The following is a 15,098-nucleotide window of genomic DNA, read 5'->3' on the forward strand; positions in this document are numbered from 1 at the left end:
CCGATGCCGTTCGACGCGCTCGAAAATGCAGGCGAAGCCCGCGCCCTGCTGGCCGCGGGTCAGCCGGCCCTCGTCTGGCGCAAGCTCGTCGCCGATACCGAAACTCCGGTCGGCGCCGCGCTGAAGCTGATCGAGTCGGGACGCGGCGATTTCCTGCTCGAATCGGTCGAAGGTGGAGAAATCCGCGGCCGCTACAGCTTGTTGGGGATCGATCCCGATCTCGTGTTTCGCGGCACCGGTGGAGACTGCGCAGTCAACCGTGACTGGCAGCATGACCGGGAGGCATTTCGGCCGCTGGCAAGCGACAGCCTTTCCGAATTGCGGGCGCTCGTCGGTGAATGCCGGATCGACGTGCCAAAAGCCCTGCCCCCGGCGCTCGCGTGCCTTGTCGGCTATTTCGGGTACGAGACGATCGGGCTGGTCGAAAAGCTGCCTCGCGCGCCGCAAAGTGCGCTCGACCTGCCGGACATGCTGTTCGTCCGCCCGACGCTGATCCTCGTATTCGATGGCCTGACCGACGAATTGTTCTGCATCGCCCCGGTCTGGCCTGACGGAACCGATCCTGCCCGCGCCATCGAGCGCGCCGGGGAACGGATCGACCAGGCCCTGCGCACGCTGGGCGGCCCGGTGCCGCAGGCCCCGCGCGTCTCCTCGATGCCAGACATGGCCCTGACCCCGGCAATGGACAGCGCGGACTACAGCGCGATGGTGCTGAAGGCGAAGGAGTACATCGAGGCAGGCGACATCTTCCAGGTCGTGCTGGCGCAGCGCTTCACGTGTCCGTTTCCGCTGCCGCCGTTGGCGCTTTACCGCGCATTGCGCCGCGTGAATCCTTCTCCGTTCCTCTATTTCCTCGACCTGCCGGGATTTGCGGTGGTCGGCTCCAGTCCCGAAATCCTCGTCCGCGTCCGCGATGGCGACGTCACGATCCGCCCGATTGCCGGAACCCGCCCGCGCGGGAAGACGGAAGAGGAAGACCGCGAGGCGGAGATCAGTCTGCTCGCCGATCCGAAGGAACGGGCCGAGCATCTGATGCTGCTCGATCTCGGGCGCAACGATGTGGGCCGGGTAGCGAGCTCGGACAGCGTCAAGGTAACCGCCAGTTTCACGATTGAGCGCTACAGCCACGTGATGCACATCGTCAGCAACGTCGTCGGCCGCCTCGCTCCGGACAAGGATGCGCTCGATGCGCTGTTCGCAGGCTTTCCGGCAGGTACGGTGTCCGGCGCGCCCAAGATCCGCGCCTGCCAGATCATTGCCGAACTGGAGCCGGAAACGCGCGGTCCGTATGCGGGCGGCGTCGGCTATTTTGCGCCGGACGGCTCGGTCGACAGCTGCATTGTGCTGCGGACCGCCGTTCTCAAGGATGGCGTCATGCACGTACAAGCGGGCGCGGGAATCGTCGCCGACAGCAACCCGGAGTATGAGCAGCAGGAATGCCAGCACAAGGCCGGCGCCCTAATCGCCGCTGCCCGTGAAGCTGCCCGGATCGCCGCCGAGCCGGATTTCGGACAGTGAAGCGCGCAGCCTTCGGGCTGCTCGCCTTGCTTGCGCTTCCAGCATGCTCGGCGGAGACCGGCACCAGTTCCGCCGATGCTGAGACGATCTCCTCCTCCGCCTGCGAGCCTGCGGTATTCGAACAGACTCCGCTGACGCACTGCGTCGCTGACCCGGCGCGGCATCGGATCACCACCGTTCTCGCTCCCGAGGAAGGTCCGCCCTGGCGCAGTCTCGCCCGCTATGCCGAAAGCCGCGACAGCGCGCCGGTGGCGTTCGCGATGAACGCGGGCATGTTCGACGAGCAAGGCCAGCCGATCGGCTACTATGTCGAACGGGGAGAGCGCCTGCACACGCTCAACCGGAATGAAGGCGCAGGGAATTTCCACTTGCTGCCAAACGGGGTGTTCTACGGGTCCGGCAGCGAATGGCACGTCGGCACGGCGGACGATTTCGCGGATAATGTCACCACGCGCCCGGAGTTCGCCACGCAGTCCGGCCCAATGCTGGTGATCGACGGAAATTTGCATCCGGCTATCGCCCATGATGGCGAATCGCTGAAGATCCGCAACGCTGTGGGCGTCGATGCGGAAGGACGGGCGCATTTCGTGATTTCGGAAGCCCCGCTCTCCTTCGGGAAGCTCGCCCGCTATTATCGCGACGTGCTGAAAACCCCGAACGCGCTGTTCCTCGACGGCAGCGTCTCGCAATTGTGGGACGCTGGCCGGGGGCGGATCGACGGAGGGCCCGACCTCGGCCCCTTGATCGTGGTGGAAAATCGCGCGACAGGCGGATCAGAAAAGGCGGCGCCATGATCCTTGTTATCGACAACTACGACAGCTTTACCTTCAACCTCGTCCATTACCTGATGGAATTGGGCGCCAAAGTGGAGGTGGTGCGCAACGACGCGATCAGCGCGGCCGAAGCGCTTGCAAGCGGCGCAAAAGGCTTCCTGATTTCGCCCGGCCCTTGCACGCCGAACGAAGCGGGGGTGAGCCTGGAGCTTGTGGCGGCCTGCGCCGACGCCGCCCGGCCGCTGCTCGGCGTGTGCCTTGGCCATCAGGCGATCGGGCAGCACTTCGGCGGCAAAGTGGTGCGCGGCGGGCTGATGCACGGCAAGACCAGCCCCGTAACGCATGACGGCAGCGGAGTGTTTGCCGGACTTCCCTCCCCGTTCCTCGCCACGCGCTATCATTCGCTGATCGTCGAGAACATTCCGGATTGCCTGGCGATCAACGCGGAAAGCGAAACGCCCGGGCTGGATGGCACATGCGCGATGGGCTTCCACCACCACGACCTGCCGATCCACGGCGTGCAGTTCCACCCGGAAAGCATCGCGACCGAGCACGGGCACGCCCTGCTGGCCAATTTCGTGGAGCTATGCGGCATCCAGGCGAAAGTCCCGGCGTGACTCGCCTTCCACCTGTCGACCCGCACCTGACGGAAGAGGAAGCCGAAGCAGCCTTCGGCGCGATGCTCGACGGCCAGTGTGCGGACGAGGATATCTCCGCATTCCTGACCGGGCTGTCGGACAGGGGCGAGACCGCGGCCGAGATTGCAGGCGCCGCCCGCGCGATGCGCCTCCGCCTGATCCCGATCGAGGCGCCCGCAAACGCGATCGACGTCTGCGGCACCGGCGGTGATGGGCACCATACGCTCAACGTCTCGACGGCCGTCAGCCTGGTGGTCGCCGCGTGCGGGGTTCCAGTCGCCAAGCACGGCAACCGTGCGGCTTCGTCAAAGGCGGGGGCAGCCGATACGCTCGAGGCGCTCGGGCTCGACATGGAAGCGGCCGGGCGCACGGCGGAGCGGACGCTGCGCGAGATCGGCATCTGTTTCCTGTTCGCGCAGAACCACCATCCGGCGATGGCGCGCATCCAGCCGATCCGTAAGTCTATCGGCCGCCGGACGATTTTCAACCTGATGGGCCCGCTCGCCAATCCCGCCGGGGTGGAAAGCCAGCTGATCGGGATCGCCCGGCCTGCCTACGTGCCGATCTACGCCGACGCGCTGGCCCGGCTCGGCACCGGACACGCGCTGATCGTGTCGGGAGACGAAGGTCTGGATGAGCTCAGCCTTGCCGGAGGCAATGAGCTTGCCGAGGTACGCCAGCACGATTTCGAGATGAAGCGGATCGACGCCGCAGCCGCGGGCCTCCTCCATGCACCGGTTGAGGCGATCCGCGGCGGTGACGCGAAGTACAACGCGCAGGCCCTGAAGGACCTGCTGATGGGCGCGCCCGGACCTTATCGCGACGCGGTGCTGTTCAACGCCGCGGGCGCGCTGCTCGTTGCCGGCGAAGTGGAAAACTGGATCGACGGAGTTGAGGAAGCCGCAGAAGCGATCGACAGGGGTTTGGCAAAAGCCCTGCTCGACTGCTGGATCGCGGCCGCTAGATAAGCCGATGGACAAGCTTGCTGAAATTTGCGCCACCAAGCGGCAGGAAGTCACCGCCCGCAAGGCCGCTGCCACGCTGGACGATCTCGACGCCCGCGCCCGGACAGCCAGTCCGCCGCGCGGTTTCCGCCGCGCGCTTGAGGAAAAGGCTGCCGAGGGCTTCGGCCTTATCGCCGAAATCAAGAAAGCTTCCCCGTCCAAGGGCTTGATCCGGCCGGATTTCCGCCCTGCCGAACATGCCTTGGCCTATCAGCAAGGCGGCGCGGCCTGCCTGTCGGTCCTGACCGATGCTCCATACTTTCAGGGGCACGAGGATTACCTGATGGATGCCCGCGCGTCGTGCGCCCTGCCGGTGCTGCGCAAGGATTTCATGGTCGATCCCTGGCAAGTCGCCGAAGCGCGCGCGATCGGAGCCGATGCGATCCTGATTATCGTTGCCGCACTGGATGACGACACGATGGCCGAGATCGAGGCCGCCGCGATCGAGCGCGGAATGGATGTGTTGGTCGAAGTCCACAACGAAGCCGAGATGGAGCGCGCCGCCCGGCTCCGGTCGCGCCTCATCGGAGTCAACAACCGCGACCTGAAACGCTTCGTAACCGATCTTGCGGTGACGGAGCGGCTTGCCCCGCTCGCGCCGGAAGGAACTCTGCTGGTGGCGGAAAGCGGGATCAACAGCCACGCGGACCTTGAACGGCTTGCCGCGTCCGGCGTCCGCTGCTTCCTTGTCGGGGAAAGCCTGATGCGGCAGGCGGACGTGCGCGCCGCGACCCAAACGCTGCTGAACGGATGAGCGGCCTCACCCACCTCGACGATCAGGGGCACGCGCGAATGGTCGATGTCGGTGCGAAGGCGCAGACCGCCCGCACCGCCACCGCTACCGGACGGATCCGGATGGCCGCGAATGCGCTCGCGGCGATCCGCACAGGCGATGTCCCGAAGGGGGATGTGCTTGCCGCTGCCCGCATCGCCGGGATCATGGCGGCGAAGAGGACCGGCGATCTGATCCCCCTGTGCCACCCGCTCGGGCTCGAATCCGTATCGGTCGACTTCGCTTTCGAAGATGATGGCGTGCGCGTCACGGCCCGCGCGTCGCTGACCGGCAAGACCGGGATCGAAATGGAAGCAATGACCGCTGCCTCGATCGCCTTGCTGACGATCTACGACATGGCCAAGGCGATCGACAAAGGCATGGTGATCGAACACGTTCGCCTCCTGGAAAAGACCGGCGGGAAATCCGGTACCTGGCGCGCCGCCGATGAGCCTGCCTGAACCCCTGCCGCTGGCGGAAGCACAGGCGCGGCTGCTCGGACTGGCAGACCCGCTGGCGGCCGAAAACGTAGGTATCGATACAGCTGTAGGTCGTACGCTTGCCGAACCGCTAATCGCCCGGCGCACGCAGCCCGCGGCCGATCTTTCGGCGATGGATGGCTACGCCGTCCGGACGGACGATCTGCACGGGCCTTGGGTCGTGGCAGGCGAAACCGCCGCAGGACATCCGTTTGGCGGGACGCTTAGCCCAGGGGAAGCGGTACGGATTTCCACCGGCGCCCTGCTCCCCGTCGGTGCCGGCGCGGTCTTGCTGCAGGAGAACGCGGCGCGCGAGGGCGACCGGCTCCGCCTCAACGGCGAAGGGGTGCCGACCCCCGCTCACATCCGCCGCGCCGGGTTCGACTTTGCCGCGGGGGATGAATTGCTGCCCGCCGGAACGCGGATCGGTCCGGCTCAACTGGCGCTCTCGATCGGGGCTGGCCGTGCGCAGCTGGCGGTGCATGCACTTCCCCGAGTTGCGATCATCGACAGCGGGGATGAATTGTCGACCGATCCCGCCGCCTGCGCGGCGCATCAGATCCCAGCCAGCAACGGGGCGATGCTGGCCGCAATGGCCGCGCCGCTAGCCGGGACGGTCACGCGGATCGGTCCGGTTGCAGACCGGCTGGAGGCGCTGGTGCAAGCGTTGGAAGCTGCCGGCGATGCCAATGTGATCGTGACGAGCGGCGGCGCCTCGGTCGGCGATCACGATCTCGTCCGGCCGGCGCTTGAACGGTGGGGCGCAGACATCGATTTCTGGCGCGTGGCGATGAAGCCGGGAAAGCCGCTGCTGGTTGCGCGGAAGGGATCCACGCTGGTGCTCGGCCTTCCGGGCAATCCGGTTTCCGGGTACGTCACTGCCTTCCTGTTCCTGCTCCCGTTGCTCCGAAAGCTGGGAGGAACACGCGAATCGCTGCCGAGGGCGCGGGTCGCGGCGCTTTCCGGCACTCTCCCGGCCGGTGGCCCCAGGCTCGAACTGCGGCGGGCGATCCTGTCCGGGACTGAAGTGGCACCACTTCCCGAACAGGATTCCAGTGCTTTACGAGCGCTGGCGAGCGCAAACGCGCTGATCGAGCGCCCGATTGGAGCCCCTGCAGCAGGTCCGGGAGACGCCGTCAGGGTCTACCCGCTCCAAAACGGCGGAATTGCTTGACGAGCGCTCCCATGTTGCATAATTGTTCCGTGTTCGTTCCCGATTGGAACTTTTGAGGGAGTGGCGTGATGCTGACCGCCAAACAACACGAGTTGCTGCAGTTCATCCAGTACAAGCTGGAGGAAACCGGTATTTCTCCCAGCTTCGAGGAGATGAAGGAGGCGCTTGATCTGCGCTCCAAGTCCGGGGTTCACCGGCTGATCTCCGCGCTGGAAGAACGTGGTTTCATTCGCCGCCTGCCTAATCGGGCCCGCGCGCTGGAGGTTCTGCGGCAGCCGGAAAACACCACGCAGGTGCGCAAGACCGCGGATGTGGTTGCCCTTCCCACCGCAGTTGCCCGTGCAAAGCCGCGCCCGGCGAACGACATTGTCGAAATCCCGCTTCACGGCCGGATCGCCGCCGGCGTCCCGATCGAAGCGCTGGAGGAAGACCGCACCCTGCCGGTTCCGGCGGCGCTGCTCGGCCCAGGGGAGCATTACGCGCTCGAGGTATCAGGCGATTCTATGGTCGAGGCCGGAATTCTGGATGGCGATTATGCGCTGGTCCGCCGCACCGACACCGCGAGAGATGGCGAAATCGTGGTCGCGCTGGTCCACGACGAGGAAGCTACGCTGAAGTATCTCCGGCATGAGGGCGGAATGGTCCGGCTTGATCCGGCCAATGGCGCCTACCTGCCGCAGGTTTACCTGCCGCACGAAGTGAAGGTTCAAGGCAAGCTTGCGGGGCTGCTGCGCCGCTACCACTGACAACGCTTCAGCCAAGGCCGGGCACGTCACCAACCGTGTTCGCCCCGGCTTTCGCCTACGGTGCGGACCCGGAGGCGCGCCAGGTCGATTGCCAGCCCGCCAGTTCTGGACAGCATCTTCCGGTCTGCCTTCAGCCAGCGCGGACGGCAGCTGCGCGGCAACCAGCGGTCGGCGATCACGATGTCGGCCTGGCCGCAGGCGGCGGAAAGCGCGTGTTCCTCCACCTGGTCGCGGCTACGGGTCATCAGAATACGCCATGCGCGCCCGCCGCGTTCAAGCGCGATGGCGCACAAATCGCGGTTGCACTGTGCGCCGGACCAGCGAGCCAGCGGCACCAGCCCCGCTTCGTTTCCGGCAAGCTGCAGCAAATTATCGCGCATGAAATCACTGCGACTGTCCCGCAGCACCAGCAGGCGCTCGTCCTCTCCCGCGATCCCGACCTGACGTCCGTCACCGGAGATCAGTAGATCGGGAATCGGCGTGAGCCACAGCATCGCAGCCGCGAATCCAGCGGGCAAGAAACCCAGCAATCGCAACTTCCCGCGCCACAGGGCCAGCCACAGGCCGCCCGCGACGAACAAGGCTATCGTGAGATCGCTCATCTGCGGCATCAGCTTGACCGCTCCCGGCTGGCCCGCCGTGTAGTGGGCAAGGGCCAAAAGGACGCGGAGCGACTGCCCCGCGAGCCACCAGAACGGCGCCCCCAGCCCTCCGATGTCGAACACCAGTGCCAAAGCGATCAGCGGCATCGACAGGAACGTGACCAGCGGGATCGCCACCACGTTCGCCAGTGCGCCGTACACGCCGGCGCGATGGAAATGGTACAGCACGATCGGCATCAGCGCGATTTCGATCACGAGGCCGGTCAGCAGCAGCATGGCTGCGCGCCGCGCGCCCTTCGCCAGCCAGGCTTCCTCACGCGGGGCGAGAAAGGACCGCACCGGCGCGCTGCCGTGCAGCGCGATGATCGCGATCACCGCGGCAAAGCTCATCTGGAAGCTGGGACCGACCAGCGATTCCGGCCACAGCAGCAGGACGAAGAAGACCGCCACCGCGACCATCCGCAAGCTCAACGGCTCCCGGCCCAGGGCAAGCGCGCCGAGCACGAGCACCGCACCGACACAGCTGCGGACAGTCGGCACTTGTGCCCCCGTCAGCAGGGTATAGCCAATCCCCGCCAGCGCTGCGGCCGCGGCCGCGGCCAGCGGCAGCCGGACTCGCAAGGCGAGCCAGGGCCACAGCGCCAGCAGTCGCAGGACGATCACATAGCACCCGGCAATGACCGCGCTCACATGCAGGCCGCTGATCGACAGCAGGTGAGTGAGCCCAGCGTCGCGCATCGCTACCTGATCGCTTTCGGGAATGGCCCCGCGGTCCCCGCTCGCGAACGCTGCCGCAATTGCCCCCTCGGTCCCCTCAAGCCGCTGACGCACGTGGGCGGAAAGGCCGCGCTGGATGCGGCCGACGAACCCTTCGCCCCTTGCCCGCTCGATCACCGTTACCTCGCCCAGTACGCTGCCGGTAGCGGCGTAACCGGCGAACCAGGCAGTTCGCGCAAAATCGTAGGCGCCAGGCAGCATGGGCGGCGCGGGCGGCATCAACCTGGCCCGCAGCCGGACCACCGCGCCTTCCTGCAAGGCTGGATCGTCCCGTTCTTCCGGCAAGTTGACCCGCAGCTTCACCGCACGGGCATCCCCCGGTAGCCGCGCCGCCAGCACCAGGCGAACACGCTGCTCGGCAGGCTGTTCGCTGCGTTCCAGCACCCGCCCCTGCACCGTCGCCATCACCGGGCGAGCGAGCGGCTCCGCGCCGATCAGGGCGGAGCGGCTCCAGACCGTCAGCACTCCGGCCGCGACCAGCAGCCCCACCGCGATCGCCGCCGTGCGCAGGTGACTGCGGTTCGAATCCTCACGCCACAGCCCCGCCGCTGCCAGGGCGAGGATCAGCCCCGATCCTGCAGCGATCAGCCATCCCGTTGCCGAGCCGAGCCAAAACCACAGCGCAATCCCCGCCGCGAACGCGACCGCCAGCCAAGGCCCCCGATCGAAACCGGCGCGAACCAGAAAAGCCTCGGCCGCATCCCCCAAGCTGGACAATCGGACGCGGGTTCGCCAAGGCGAACGCACCAGCGCGGCGCCGCCCGGCAAGTCTCCCAGAGGCACGGTGGGCAGGTGACGCGTGGCCATCGGTGCATAGGAAAGGATCGGCAGGATAATGGCAAGCGGCGACAAAGGTTCGGCAGGCGGCAACCAGCCAGTCGTCACCCGCTTCGCGCCTTCACCAACCGGATTCCTGCACATCGGTAACGCCCGCACCGGTTTGTTCTCATGGCTTTATGCGCGCCATTTCGGCGGCAAGACGCTGCTGCGGATCGAAGATACCGACAAGCAACGCTCCACCAAGGAAGCGATTGACGTGATCCTGGACGGGCTGGACTGGCTCGGGCTCGATTTCGACGGCGAAACCCATTTCCAGTCCCACTTCGAAGCGCGCCATGCCGAAGTGGCGAACCAGTTGCTGGAAAAGGGCGCCGCCTACCGCTGCTACCTGACCCAGGATGAACTGGCTGAGCGGCGGGAGCGCGCGAAGGCCGAACGGCGGCCGTTCCGGATCGACAGCGAATGGCGCGACTGCGACCCGGCGGATCGTCCGCAAGACCGCCCCTACGTGATCCGTTTGAAAGCCCCCAAGGAAGGGGAGACCGTGATCGAGGACCTGGTGCAGGGCCGGGTCGCGGTCAGCAACAGCGAACTGGACGACCTCGTACTGCTCCGCTCCGATGGCAGCCCCACATATATGCTCGCGGTAGTAGTCGACGATCACGACATGGGCGTGACCCACGTGATCCGCGGCGACGACCACCTCAACAACGCTTTCCGCCAGCTTGCGATCATCCGGGCGATGGACTGGCCGGAACCGCAGTACGCCCACGTGCCGCTGATCCACGGATCGGACGGGGCCAAGCTGTCAAAGCGGCACGGTGCCCTTGGCGTCGATGCCTACCGGGATGAGCTTGGCATCCTGCCCGAGGCGCTGTTCAATTATCTCCTGCGGCTTGGCTGGGGGCACGGTGACCGGGAGGAGTTCACTCAGGACGAAGCCGTCACGCTGTTCGACATCGCGGATGTCGGGAAAAGCCCGTCGCGCTTCGACATGAAGAAGCTTCTGAGCCTCAACGCCCATTACATCCGGGAAGCGGACGATGCGCGGCTGGCGGATCTGGTCGCGCCGCGGATCGGGGAGGAGGCGGACACCGCCCTGCTCGCCCGCGCCATGCCGGTGCTGAAGACAAGGGCGCACGATCTCAATGAACTGGCGGAAGGAGCGAACTTCCTGTTCGCCACCCGCCCCCTGACCCTGACCCTGACCGAGAAGGCCGAGGCGCTGTTGACGCAGGACGCAAAGCGGCTTCTTGGGCGGGTTTCCGCCCGTCTGCATGAGGAAAGAGACTGGACAACGGCCGTCCTGGAGTCCAATCTGAAGCAGATGGCAGAAGAACTTGGGCTGGGCCTTGGAAAGCTGGCACAGCCCTTGCGCGCGGCCCTTACGGGGCAGACAACCTCGCCCGGCATTTTCGACGTGCTGGCCCTTCTCGGCAAGGAGGAAAGTCTTGCGCGAATTGACGCGCAGGCGCTGCACCCTGACGAAGACAAAGATTGAGGAGACTCCATTTGGCTGACAAGCAGGCGAAGCTGACCGTTGCCGGCAGCGAACATGAGCTCCCCGTGCTGCAGGGAAGCTGCGGACCGGACGTGGTCGATATCCGGAAGCTGTACGGCAAGACCGGGATGTTCACGTACGATCCAGGCTACAAGGCGACCGCCTCGTGCGAGAGCGCGCTGACCTACATCGATGGCGAGGAAGGCGTCCTGCTCCATCGCGGATACCCGATCGGGCAGCTCGCCGAAAATTCCAGCTTCATGGAAGTGGCCTACCTGCTGCTGAACGGGGAACTCCCGAAAAGCGACGAACTGGACACCTTCACCCACACGATCACCCGCCACACTATGCTGCATGAGCAGCTGATCCAGTTCTACCGCGGGTTCCGGCGCGACGCGCACCCCATGGCGATCATGTGCGGCGTGGTTGGCGCGCTGTCGGCGTTTTATCATGACAGCACCGACATTTCGGACCCGGAACACCGCAAGATCAGTTCCCACCGGCTGATCGCCAAGATGCCCACGATTGCGGCCATGGCGTTCAAGTATTCGGTCGGCCAGCCGTTCCTCTATCCGGATAATTCCCTGTCCTATACCGCCAACTTCCTGCGAATGACGTTCGGCGTTCCGGCGGAATCGTACGAAGTACACCCGGCGGTCGAGCGGGCGCTGGACCGGATCTTCATCCTTCACGCGGACCACGAACAGAACGCCTCCACCTCGACTGTCCGGCTCGCTGGATCGTCGGGCGCGAACCCGTTTGCCTGCATCGCAGCCGGAATCGCCTGCTTGTGGGGGCCCGCACACGGCGGCGCCAACGAAGCGGCGCTGAACATGCTGCGCGAGATCGGCACCCCTGATCGCATCCCGCATTACATTGAGCGAGCAAAGGACAAGAATGATCCGTTCCGCCTGATGGGCTTCGGTCACCGCGTCTACAAGAACTACGACCCGCGCGCAGCGGTGATGCAGAAGACTGTGCGCGAAGTCTTCGATGCGCTGAACGTTACCGATCCTGTGTTCGAAGTAGCCCTGCAGCTCGAAGAAATGGCGCTGCAGGATGACTATTTCGCTGAAAAGAAGCTGTTCCCCAACGTCGACTTCTATTCCGGCGTCATTCTCTCGGCGATCGGCTTCCCGACCACGATGTTCACCGCCCTGTTCGCGCTGGCCCGCACGGTCGGCTGGGTCGCGCAGTGGAACGAGATGATTTCCGATCCCGGCCAGGTGATCGGCCGTCCTCGGCAGCTCTATGTCGGGCCGACTGAGCGCGACTACCTTCCGCTGGACAAGCGCTGAGAAGGATGCGCTTCGGCCGGGTCCTGCTGGGCCTCGCCGGAGCGCTCCTGATCCTGTTCGGCGGGATCTGGGCGCTGCAGGGCCTTGGGCTGCTGATGCGGCCAACTGAAAGCTTCATGCTTGCGGACCAGCAGTGGGCGGTTAACGGCGCCATCGCCGTTCTGATCGGGCTCAGCCTGATATGGGTAGCCCGCCCCCGGCGCTGAAAGCGTCGATGCCGTTTGTCTCGATCGGTTCACACTGCCAGCGGCGGTAAATGAACTTTCGCGCCGCAGGGCCGTTCGTCCTTTTCAGAAAGGAGGACGGCGTGACGCATTGGTGGCAAGACGCAACGATCTATCAAATCTATCCCCGCTCATACCAGGATACGGATGAGGACGGCGTGGGCGATCTGGCGGGGATTCGCCAGCGGCTGCCGTACTTGCGGGATCTCGGGGTGGACGCGGTCTGGCTGTCTCCGATCTTCCAGTCGCCGATGGCGGACTTCGGATATGACGTGGCCGATTACCGGGCGATTGACCCGCTGTTCGGCACCATGGCGGATTTCGACGCGCTGCTGGCCGATACGCACGCAGCGGGCCTGAAGCTGCTGCTCGATTTCGTGCCGAACCACACATCTGACCAGCATGCGTGGTTTCAGGAAAGCCGGTCCAGCCGGGATAACCCGAAACGGGACTGGTACATCTGGTGCGATCCTGCGCCCGACGGCGGTCCGCCGAACAACTGGATGAGCAACTTCGGCGGTTCCGGCTGGACCTTCGACGATGCGACCGGCCAATATTATTACCATGCCTTCCTGAAAGAGCAGCCAGATCTCAACTGGCGCAATCCGCAAGTTCGCAAAGCGATGGCCGACGTCCTGCGCTTCTGGCTGGACAAGGGCGTCGACGGTTTCCGGGTCGATGTGATCTGGCACCTGGCGAAAGACCCGCAGTTCCGCGACAATCCTCCCAACCCTGCCTGGAAACCGGGCCAGCGCGATCTAGACCGGTATCTCCAGCGCTATTCGGCCGACCAGCCTCATATCCACGACATTATCGCGGAGTTGCGGGACGTGATCGATTCCTATCCCGAACGGCTGCTGATCGGCGAGATCTACCTGCCGGTCGATCGCCTGATGGCCTATTACGGAGAAGACGGCGAAGGAGTGCACCTGCCTTTCAACTTCCAGTTGATCAACGCCCCGTGGCGCACCGAGGTAATCGGGCCGCTGATCGATGAGTACGAAGCCGCGCTGCCGGAAGGTGGCTGGCCGAATTGGGTTCTGTCCAACCATGACCAGCCGCGGATCGCCGACCGCGTCAGCGAAGAACAGGCTCGCATTGCGGCCATGCTGCTGCTGACCCTGCGCGGAACGCCGACGCTGTACTATGGGGACGAGATCGGGATCGCGAAGGCGCATATCCCGGCGGATCGGATTCAGGACCCCTGGGCGAAGAACGAACCCGAAGCCAGCTTCAACCGGGATCGGGCCCGCACACCGATGCAGTGGTCTGCCGGTCCGCACGGGGGTTTCAGCACCGTAGAGCCGTGGCTGCCGCTGACGAATGACCTTGCCACCTGCAACGTCGACACCGAACAGGACGATCCATGCTCCATGCTGGCGCTCCACCGGGAGCTTCTCGGCTTGCGGAAGCGGGAGGAGGAGTTGCGGCAGGGTGCCTACACCCGGATGGATTCAGCAGCCCCCGTGCTGGCCTACCGGCGCGGAGAAAACCTTGCAGTCTTGCTCAACCTGTCGGCGGAGTCCGCGCCGCTGGACCTGCCCGACCGGTTCGCCCGCGGGGAGGTGCTGCTGCGCGCATCCACGGGCGCCAATGGAGGACCTGTCCCCGACCAACTGCCCGGAAACGAGGGGCTGGTTGTCAGGGCTGCAGACGGCTGAGCAGGAAGCGGACTTGCTCAGCGACCGGGAGCCGGCCGTCAACCTCGATCGCCTGTTCGTCTCTCTCCGGAGGGTCGAACGTGGCGAGCTGGCTGGCGAGCAGGGCTGGCGGCATGAAGTGGTTCCTGCGCGCTGAAACGCGACGTCGCAGTTCCTCCGGCGGCACGTTCGGCCAGACGAACAGCGCGTCCGGCACGAACCCGCGCAACCGGTCGCGGTAGGATCGGCGTAAAGCCGAACAGCTGGCGACTATCCCTCCCTCGGCCTCGGCGAGCAGCCGCCCGACAGCGTTGAGAAACGGGCGGCGGTCTTCATCCGTCAGCGCCTCCCCCCGCCCCATCTTGGCGATGTTGGCGGCCGGGTGCAGCAAATCGCCTTCCAGAAATTCGCGTCCAAGCGCCTGAGCCAGGGCGAGCCCGAGCGTGGACTTGCCGTTCCCGCTCGGTCCAATGACGACGATCGGTACCGACTTCTCCAATGGCTCAGGAGCCCAAGCCGCACTTCGCCGTTCGTTGTTCATGTGCAACGACTATGAACGTCAGATCGATTGGGAGCAATATTGCAAGGCGGTCGCCGCCGCCGAGTTGGGCATGAAGACGGCAGCGGGCCCCGGCCAGCTCCCCCCGGCGGAGGACGTCCGGATCAACAACGAAGCTCCGGTCATGGTTGCGACCGGGAACGCGGTGGACCTGGTGCCGATGCGCTGGAGTTTCTTACCCGCGCGCGCCGGTCGGTCTCCCGTATTCAACTTCCGATCCGAGGGGCGCACGTTCGCCAACAGCAAGCGCTGTCTTGTCCCGGCTTCGGCGTTCTTCGAATTCACCGGTGCAAAGTCCCCCAAGAACAAGTGGCGCTTCGCGCTCAAGGGCAGCCCGGTTCTGGCGATGGCCGGCTTGTGGCGGGAAGAAGACGACAGGGAACGCCGCTTCACCATTCTGACCACCTCTCCCGGCCGGGACGTGAAGCCGTTTCATGACCGACAGGTGGTAATCCTGCCGCCGCAGGACTGGGCCCACTGGCTCTATCTCGACCGGCCCGAGGCGGAAATCCTGAAGCCGCTTCCGGAAGGGAGCCTGCAGGTAACGCTGGCGCGTGAAGGAGCCGATCCCCCGCCTGAGCGCCTGCGTGACCTCGCGAAGTAAGGTAAAGCT

15 protein-coding genes are annotated in these 15,098 nt (G+C 65.4%); 13 read left to right on the plus strand and 2 right to left on the minus strand.

Going from position 1 to position 15,098, the window contains the following annotated elements:
- Window positions 1–3 precede the first annotated feature (3 nt).
- The 8 genes from trpE (at window position 4) to lexA (ending at window position 7,104) form a co-directional block, all read left to right on the plus strand.
- Window positions 4–1,518, plus strand: coding sequence for an anthranilate synthase component I (gene trpE / locus ELY13_RS08470; protein WP_126173478.1), 1,515 nt, complete (start codon window positions 4–6; stop codon window positions 1,516–1,518).
- Entirely contained in the window at window positions 1,515–2,312 is a 798-nt protein-coding gene (locus tag ELY13_RS08475; protein WP_126173479.1) for a phosphodiester glycosidase family protein, read from the plus strand. Before trpE ends, ELY13_RS08475 begins: the two co-directional genes overlap by 4 nt.
- Window positions 2,309–2,908: an anthranilate synthase component II gene (locus tag ELY13_RS08480; RefSeq protein WP_126173480.1), complete on the plus strand. Its 600-nt coding sequence runs from the start codon at window positions 2,309–2,311 to the stop codon at window positions 2,906–2,908. The genes ELY13_RS08475 and ELY13_RS08480 overlap by 4 nt, the downstream gene beginning before the upstream one ends.
- Window positions 2,905–3,897, plus strand: coding sequence for an anthranilate phosphoribosyltransferase (gene trpD, locus ELY13_RS08485; RefSeq protein WP_126173481.1), 993 nt, complete (start codon window positions 2,905–2,907; stop codon window positions 3,895–3,897). The genes ELY13_RS08480 and trpD overlap by 4 nt, the downstream gene beginning before the upstream one ends.
- A 4-nt stretch (window positions 3,898–3,901) precedes the next feature.
- A complete protein-coding gene (gene trpC / locus ELY13_RS08490; RefSeq protein WP_126173482.1) occupies window positions 3,902–4,687 on the plus strand; it encodes an indole-3-glycerol phosphate synthase TrpC in 786 nt (261 codons plus the stop codon).
- On the plus strand, window positions 4,684–5,166 hold the full coding sequence (gene moaC / locus ELY13_RS08495; RefSeq protein ID WP_126173483.1) for a cyclic pyranopterin monophosphate synthase MoaC: 483 nt from the start codon (window positions 4,684–4,686) through the stop codon (window positions 5,164–5,166). The genes trpC and moaC overlap by 4 nt, the downstream gene beginning before the upstream one ends.
- Window positions 5,153–6,358, plus strand: coding sequence for a molybdopterin molybdotransferase MoeA (locus tag ELY13_RS08500; protein WP_126173484.1), 1,206 nt, complete (start codon window positions 5,153–5,155; stop codon window positions 6,356–6,358). The genes moaC and ELY13_RS08500 overlap by 14 nt, the downstream gene beginning before the upstream one ends.
- A 68-nt stretch (window positions 6,359–6,426) precedes the next feature.
- Window positions 6,427–7,104, plus strand: a complete 678-nt coding sequence (gene lexA / locus ELY13_RS08505) for a transcriptional repressor LexA (protein WP_126173485.1) — start codon at window positions 6,427–6,429, stop codon at window positions 7,102–7,104.
- A gap of 26 nt (window positions 7,105–7,130) precedes the next feature.
- Here the strand turns inward: lexA and ELY13_RS08510 are convergent, their stop codons facing one another.
- Window positions 7,131–9,290 (minus strand): ComEC/Rec2 family competence protein, encoded by a 2,160-nt coding sequence (locus ELY13_RS08510; protein WP_126173486.1) that lies wholly within the window; start codon window positions 9,288–9,290, stop codon window positions 7,131–7,133.
- Window positions 9,291–9,318: 28 nt separating this feature from the next.
- On the opposite strand from ELY13_RS08510, the gene gltX reads away from it, so the two are divergent.
- Genes gltX through ELY13_RS08530 form a run of 4 tightly spaced genes read left to right on the plus strand, consistent with a single transcriptional unit; the run spans window position 9,319 to window position 13,947 of the window.
- Complete coding sequence (gene gltX / locus ELY13_RS08515; protein WP_126173487.1) at window positions 9,319–10,764, plus strand: glutamate--tRNA ligase; 1,446 nt, start codon at window positions 9,319–9,321, stop codon at window positions 10,762–10,764.
- Between the two features lie 11 nt (window positions 10,765–10,775).
- The gene (locus tag ELY13_RS08520) at window positions 10,776–12,062 is read left to right on the plus strand and encodes a citrate synthase (protein WP_126173488.1); all 1,287 of its coding nucleotides are present in this window, start codon (window positions 10,776–10,778) and stop codon (window positions 12,060–12,062) included.
- A gap of 5 nt (window positions 12,063–12,067) precedes the next feature.
- Window positions 12,068–12,268, plus strand: coding sequence for a hypothetical protein (locus ELY13_RS08525; RefSeq protein ID WP_126173489.1), 201 nt, complete (start codon window positions 12,068–12,070; stop codon window positions 12,266–12,268).
- A gap of 50 nt (window positions 12,269–12,318) precedes the next feature.
- Entirely contained in the window at window positions 12,319–13,947 is a 1,629-nt protein-coding gene (locus tag ELY13_RS08530) for an alpha-amylase family glycosyl hydrolase (protein WP_126173490.1), read from the plus strand.
- Here the strand turns inward: ELY13_RS08530 and ELY13_RS08535 are convergent.
- The gene (locus ELY13_RS08535) at window positions 13,928–14,425 is read right to left on the minus strand and encodes a gluconokinase (protein WP_206436017.1); all 498 of its coding nucleotides are present in this window, start codon (window positions 14,423–14,425) and stop codon (window positions 13,928–13,930) included. The two genes, ELY13_RS08530 and ELY13_RS08535, sit on opposite strands and share 20 nt — an antisense overlap.
- Between ELY13_RS08535 and ELY13_RS08540 the strand changes: the two genes are divergently transcribed.
- Window positions 14,397–15,089: an SOS response-associated peptidase gene (locus tag ELY13_RS08540; protein ID WP_206436018.1), complete on the plus strand. Its 693-nt coding sequence runs from the start codon at window positions 14,397–14,399 to the stop codon at window positions 15,087–15,089. The genes ELY13_RS08535 and ELY13_RS08540 overlap by 29 nt on opposite strands.
- The last annotated feature ends 9 nt before the right edge of the window (window positions 15,090–15,098 follow it).

Origin of the sequence: Altericroceibacterium xinjiangense, from assembly GCF_003958635.1 — a bacterium.
In the GTDB taxonomy this organism is placed as follows: domain Bacteria; phylum Pseudomonadota; class Alphaproteobacteria; order Sphingomonadales; family Sphingomonadaceae; genus Altericroceibacterium_A; species Altericroceibacterium_A xinjiangense.

Excerpts from the sequence above, each read along its gene's own strand:
- trpE (WP_126173478.1), top strand. The coding sequence starts at position 4 with ATGCCGTTCGACGCGCTCGAAAATGCAGGCGAAGCCCGCGCCCTGCTG.
- ELY13_RS08480 (WP_126173480.1), top strand. The coding sequence starts at position 2,309 with ATGATCCTTGTTATCGACAACTACGACAGCTTTACCTTCAACCTCGTC.
- trpC (WP_126173482.1), top strand. The coding sequence starts at position 3,902 with ATGGACAAGCTTGCTGAAATTTGCGCCACCAAGCGGCAGGAAGTCACC.
- moaC (WP_126173483.1), top strand. The coding sequence starts at position 4,684 with ATGAGCGGCCTCACCCACCTCGACGATCAGGGGCACGCGCGAATGGTC.
- ELY13_RS08500 (WP_126173484.1), top strand. The coding sequence starts at position 5,153 with ATGAGCCTGCCTGAACCCCTGCCGCTGGCGGAAGCACAGGCGCGGCTG.
- lexA (WP_126173485.1), top strand. The coding sequence starts at position 6,427 with ATGCTGACCGCCAAACAACACGAGTTGCTGCAGTTCATCCAGTACAAG.
- ELY13_RS08510 (WP_126173486.1), bottom strand. The coding sequence starts at position 9,290 with ATGGCCACGCGTCACCTGCCCACCGTGCCTCTGGGAGACTTGCCGGGC.
- gltX (WP_126173487.1), top strand. The coding sequence starts at position 9,319 with ATGGCAAGCGGCGACAAAGGTTCGGCAGGCGGCAACCAGCCAGTCGTC.
- ELY13_RS08525 (WP_126173489.1), top strand. The coding sequence starts at position 12,068 with ATGCGCTTCGGCCGGGTCCTGCTGGGCCTCGCCGGAGCGCTCCTGATC.
- ELY13_RS08530 (WP_126173490.1), top strand. The coding sequence starts at position 12,319 with ATGAACTTTCGCGCCGCAGGGCCGTTCGTCCTTTTCAGAAAGGAGGAC.
- ELY13_RS08540 (WP_206436018.1), top strand. The coding sequence starts at position 14,397 with ATGACGACGATCGGTACCGACTTCTCCAATGGCTCAGGAGCCCAAGCC.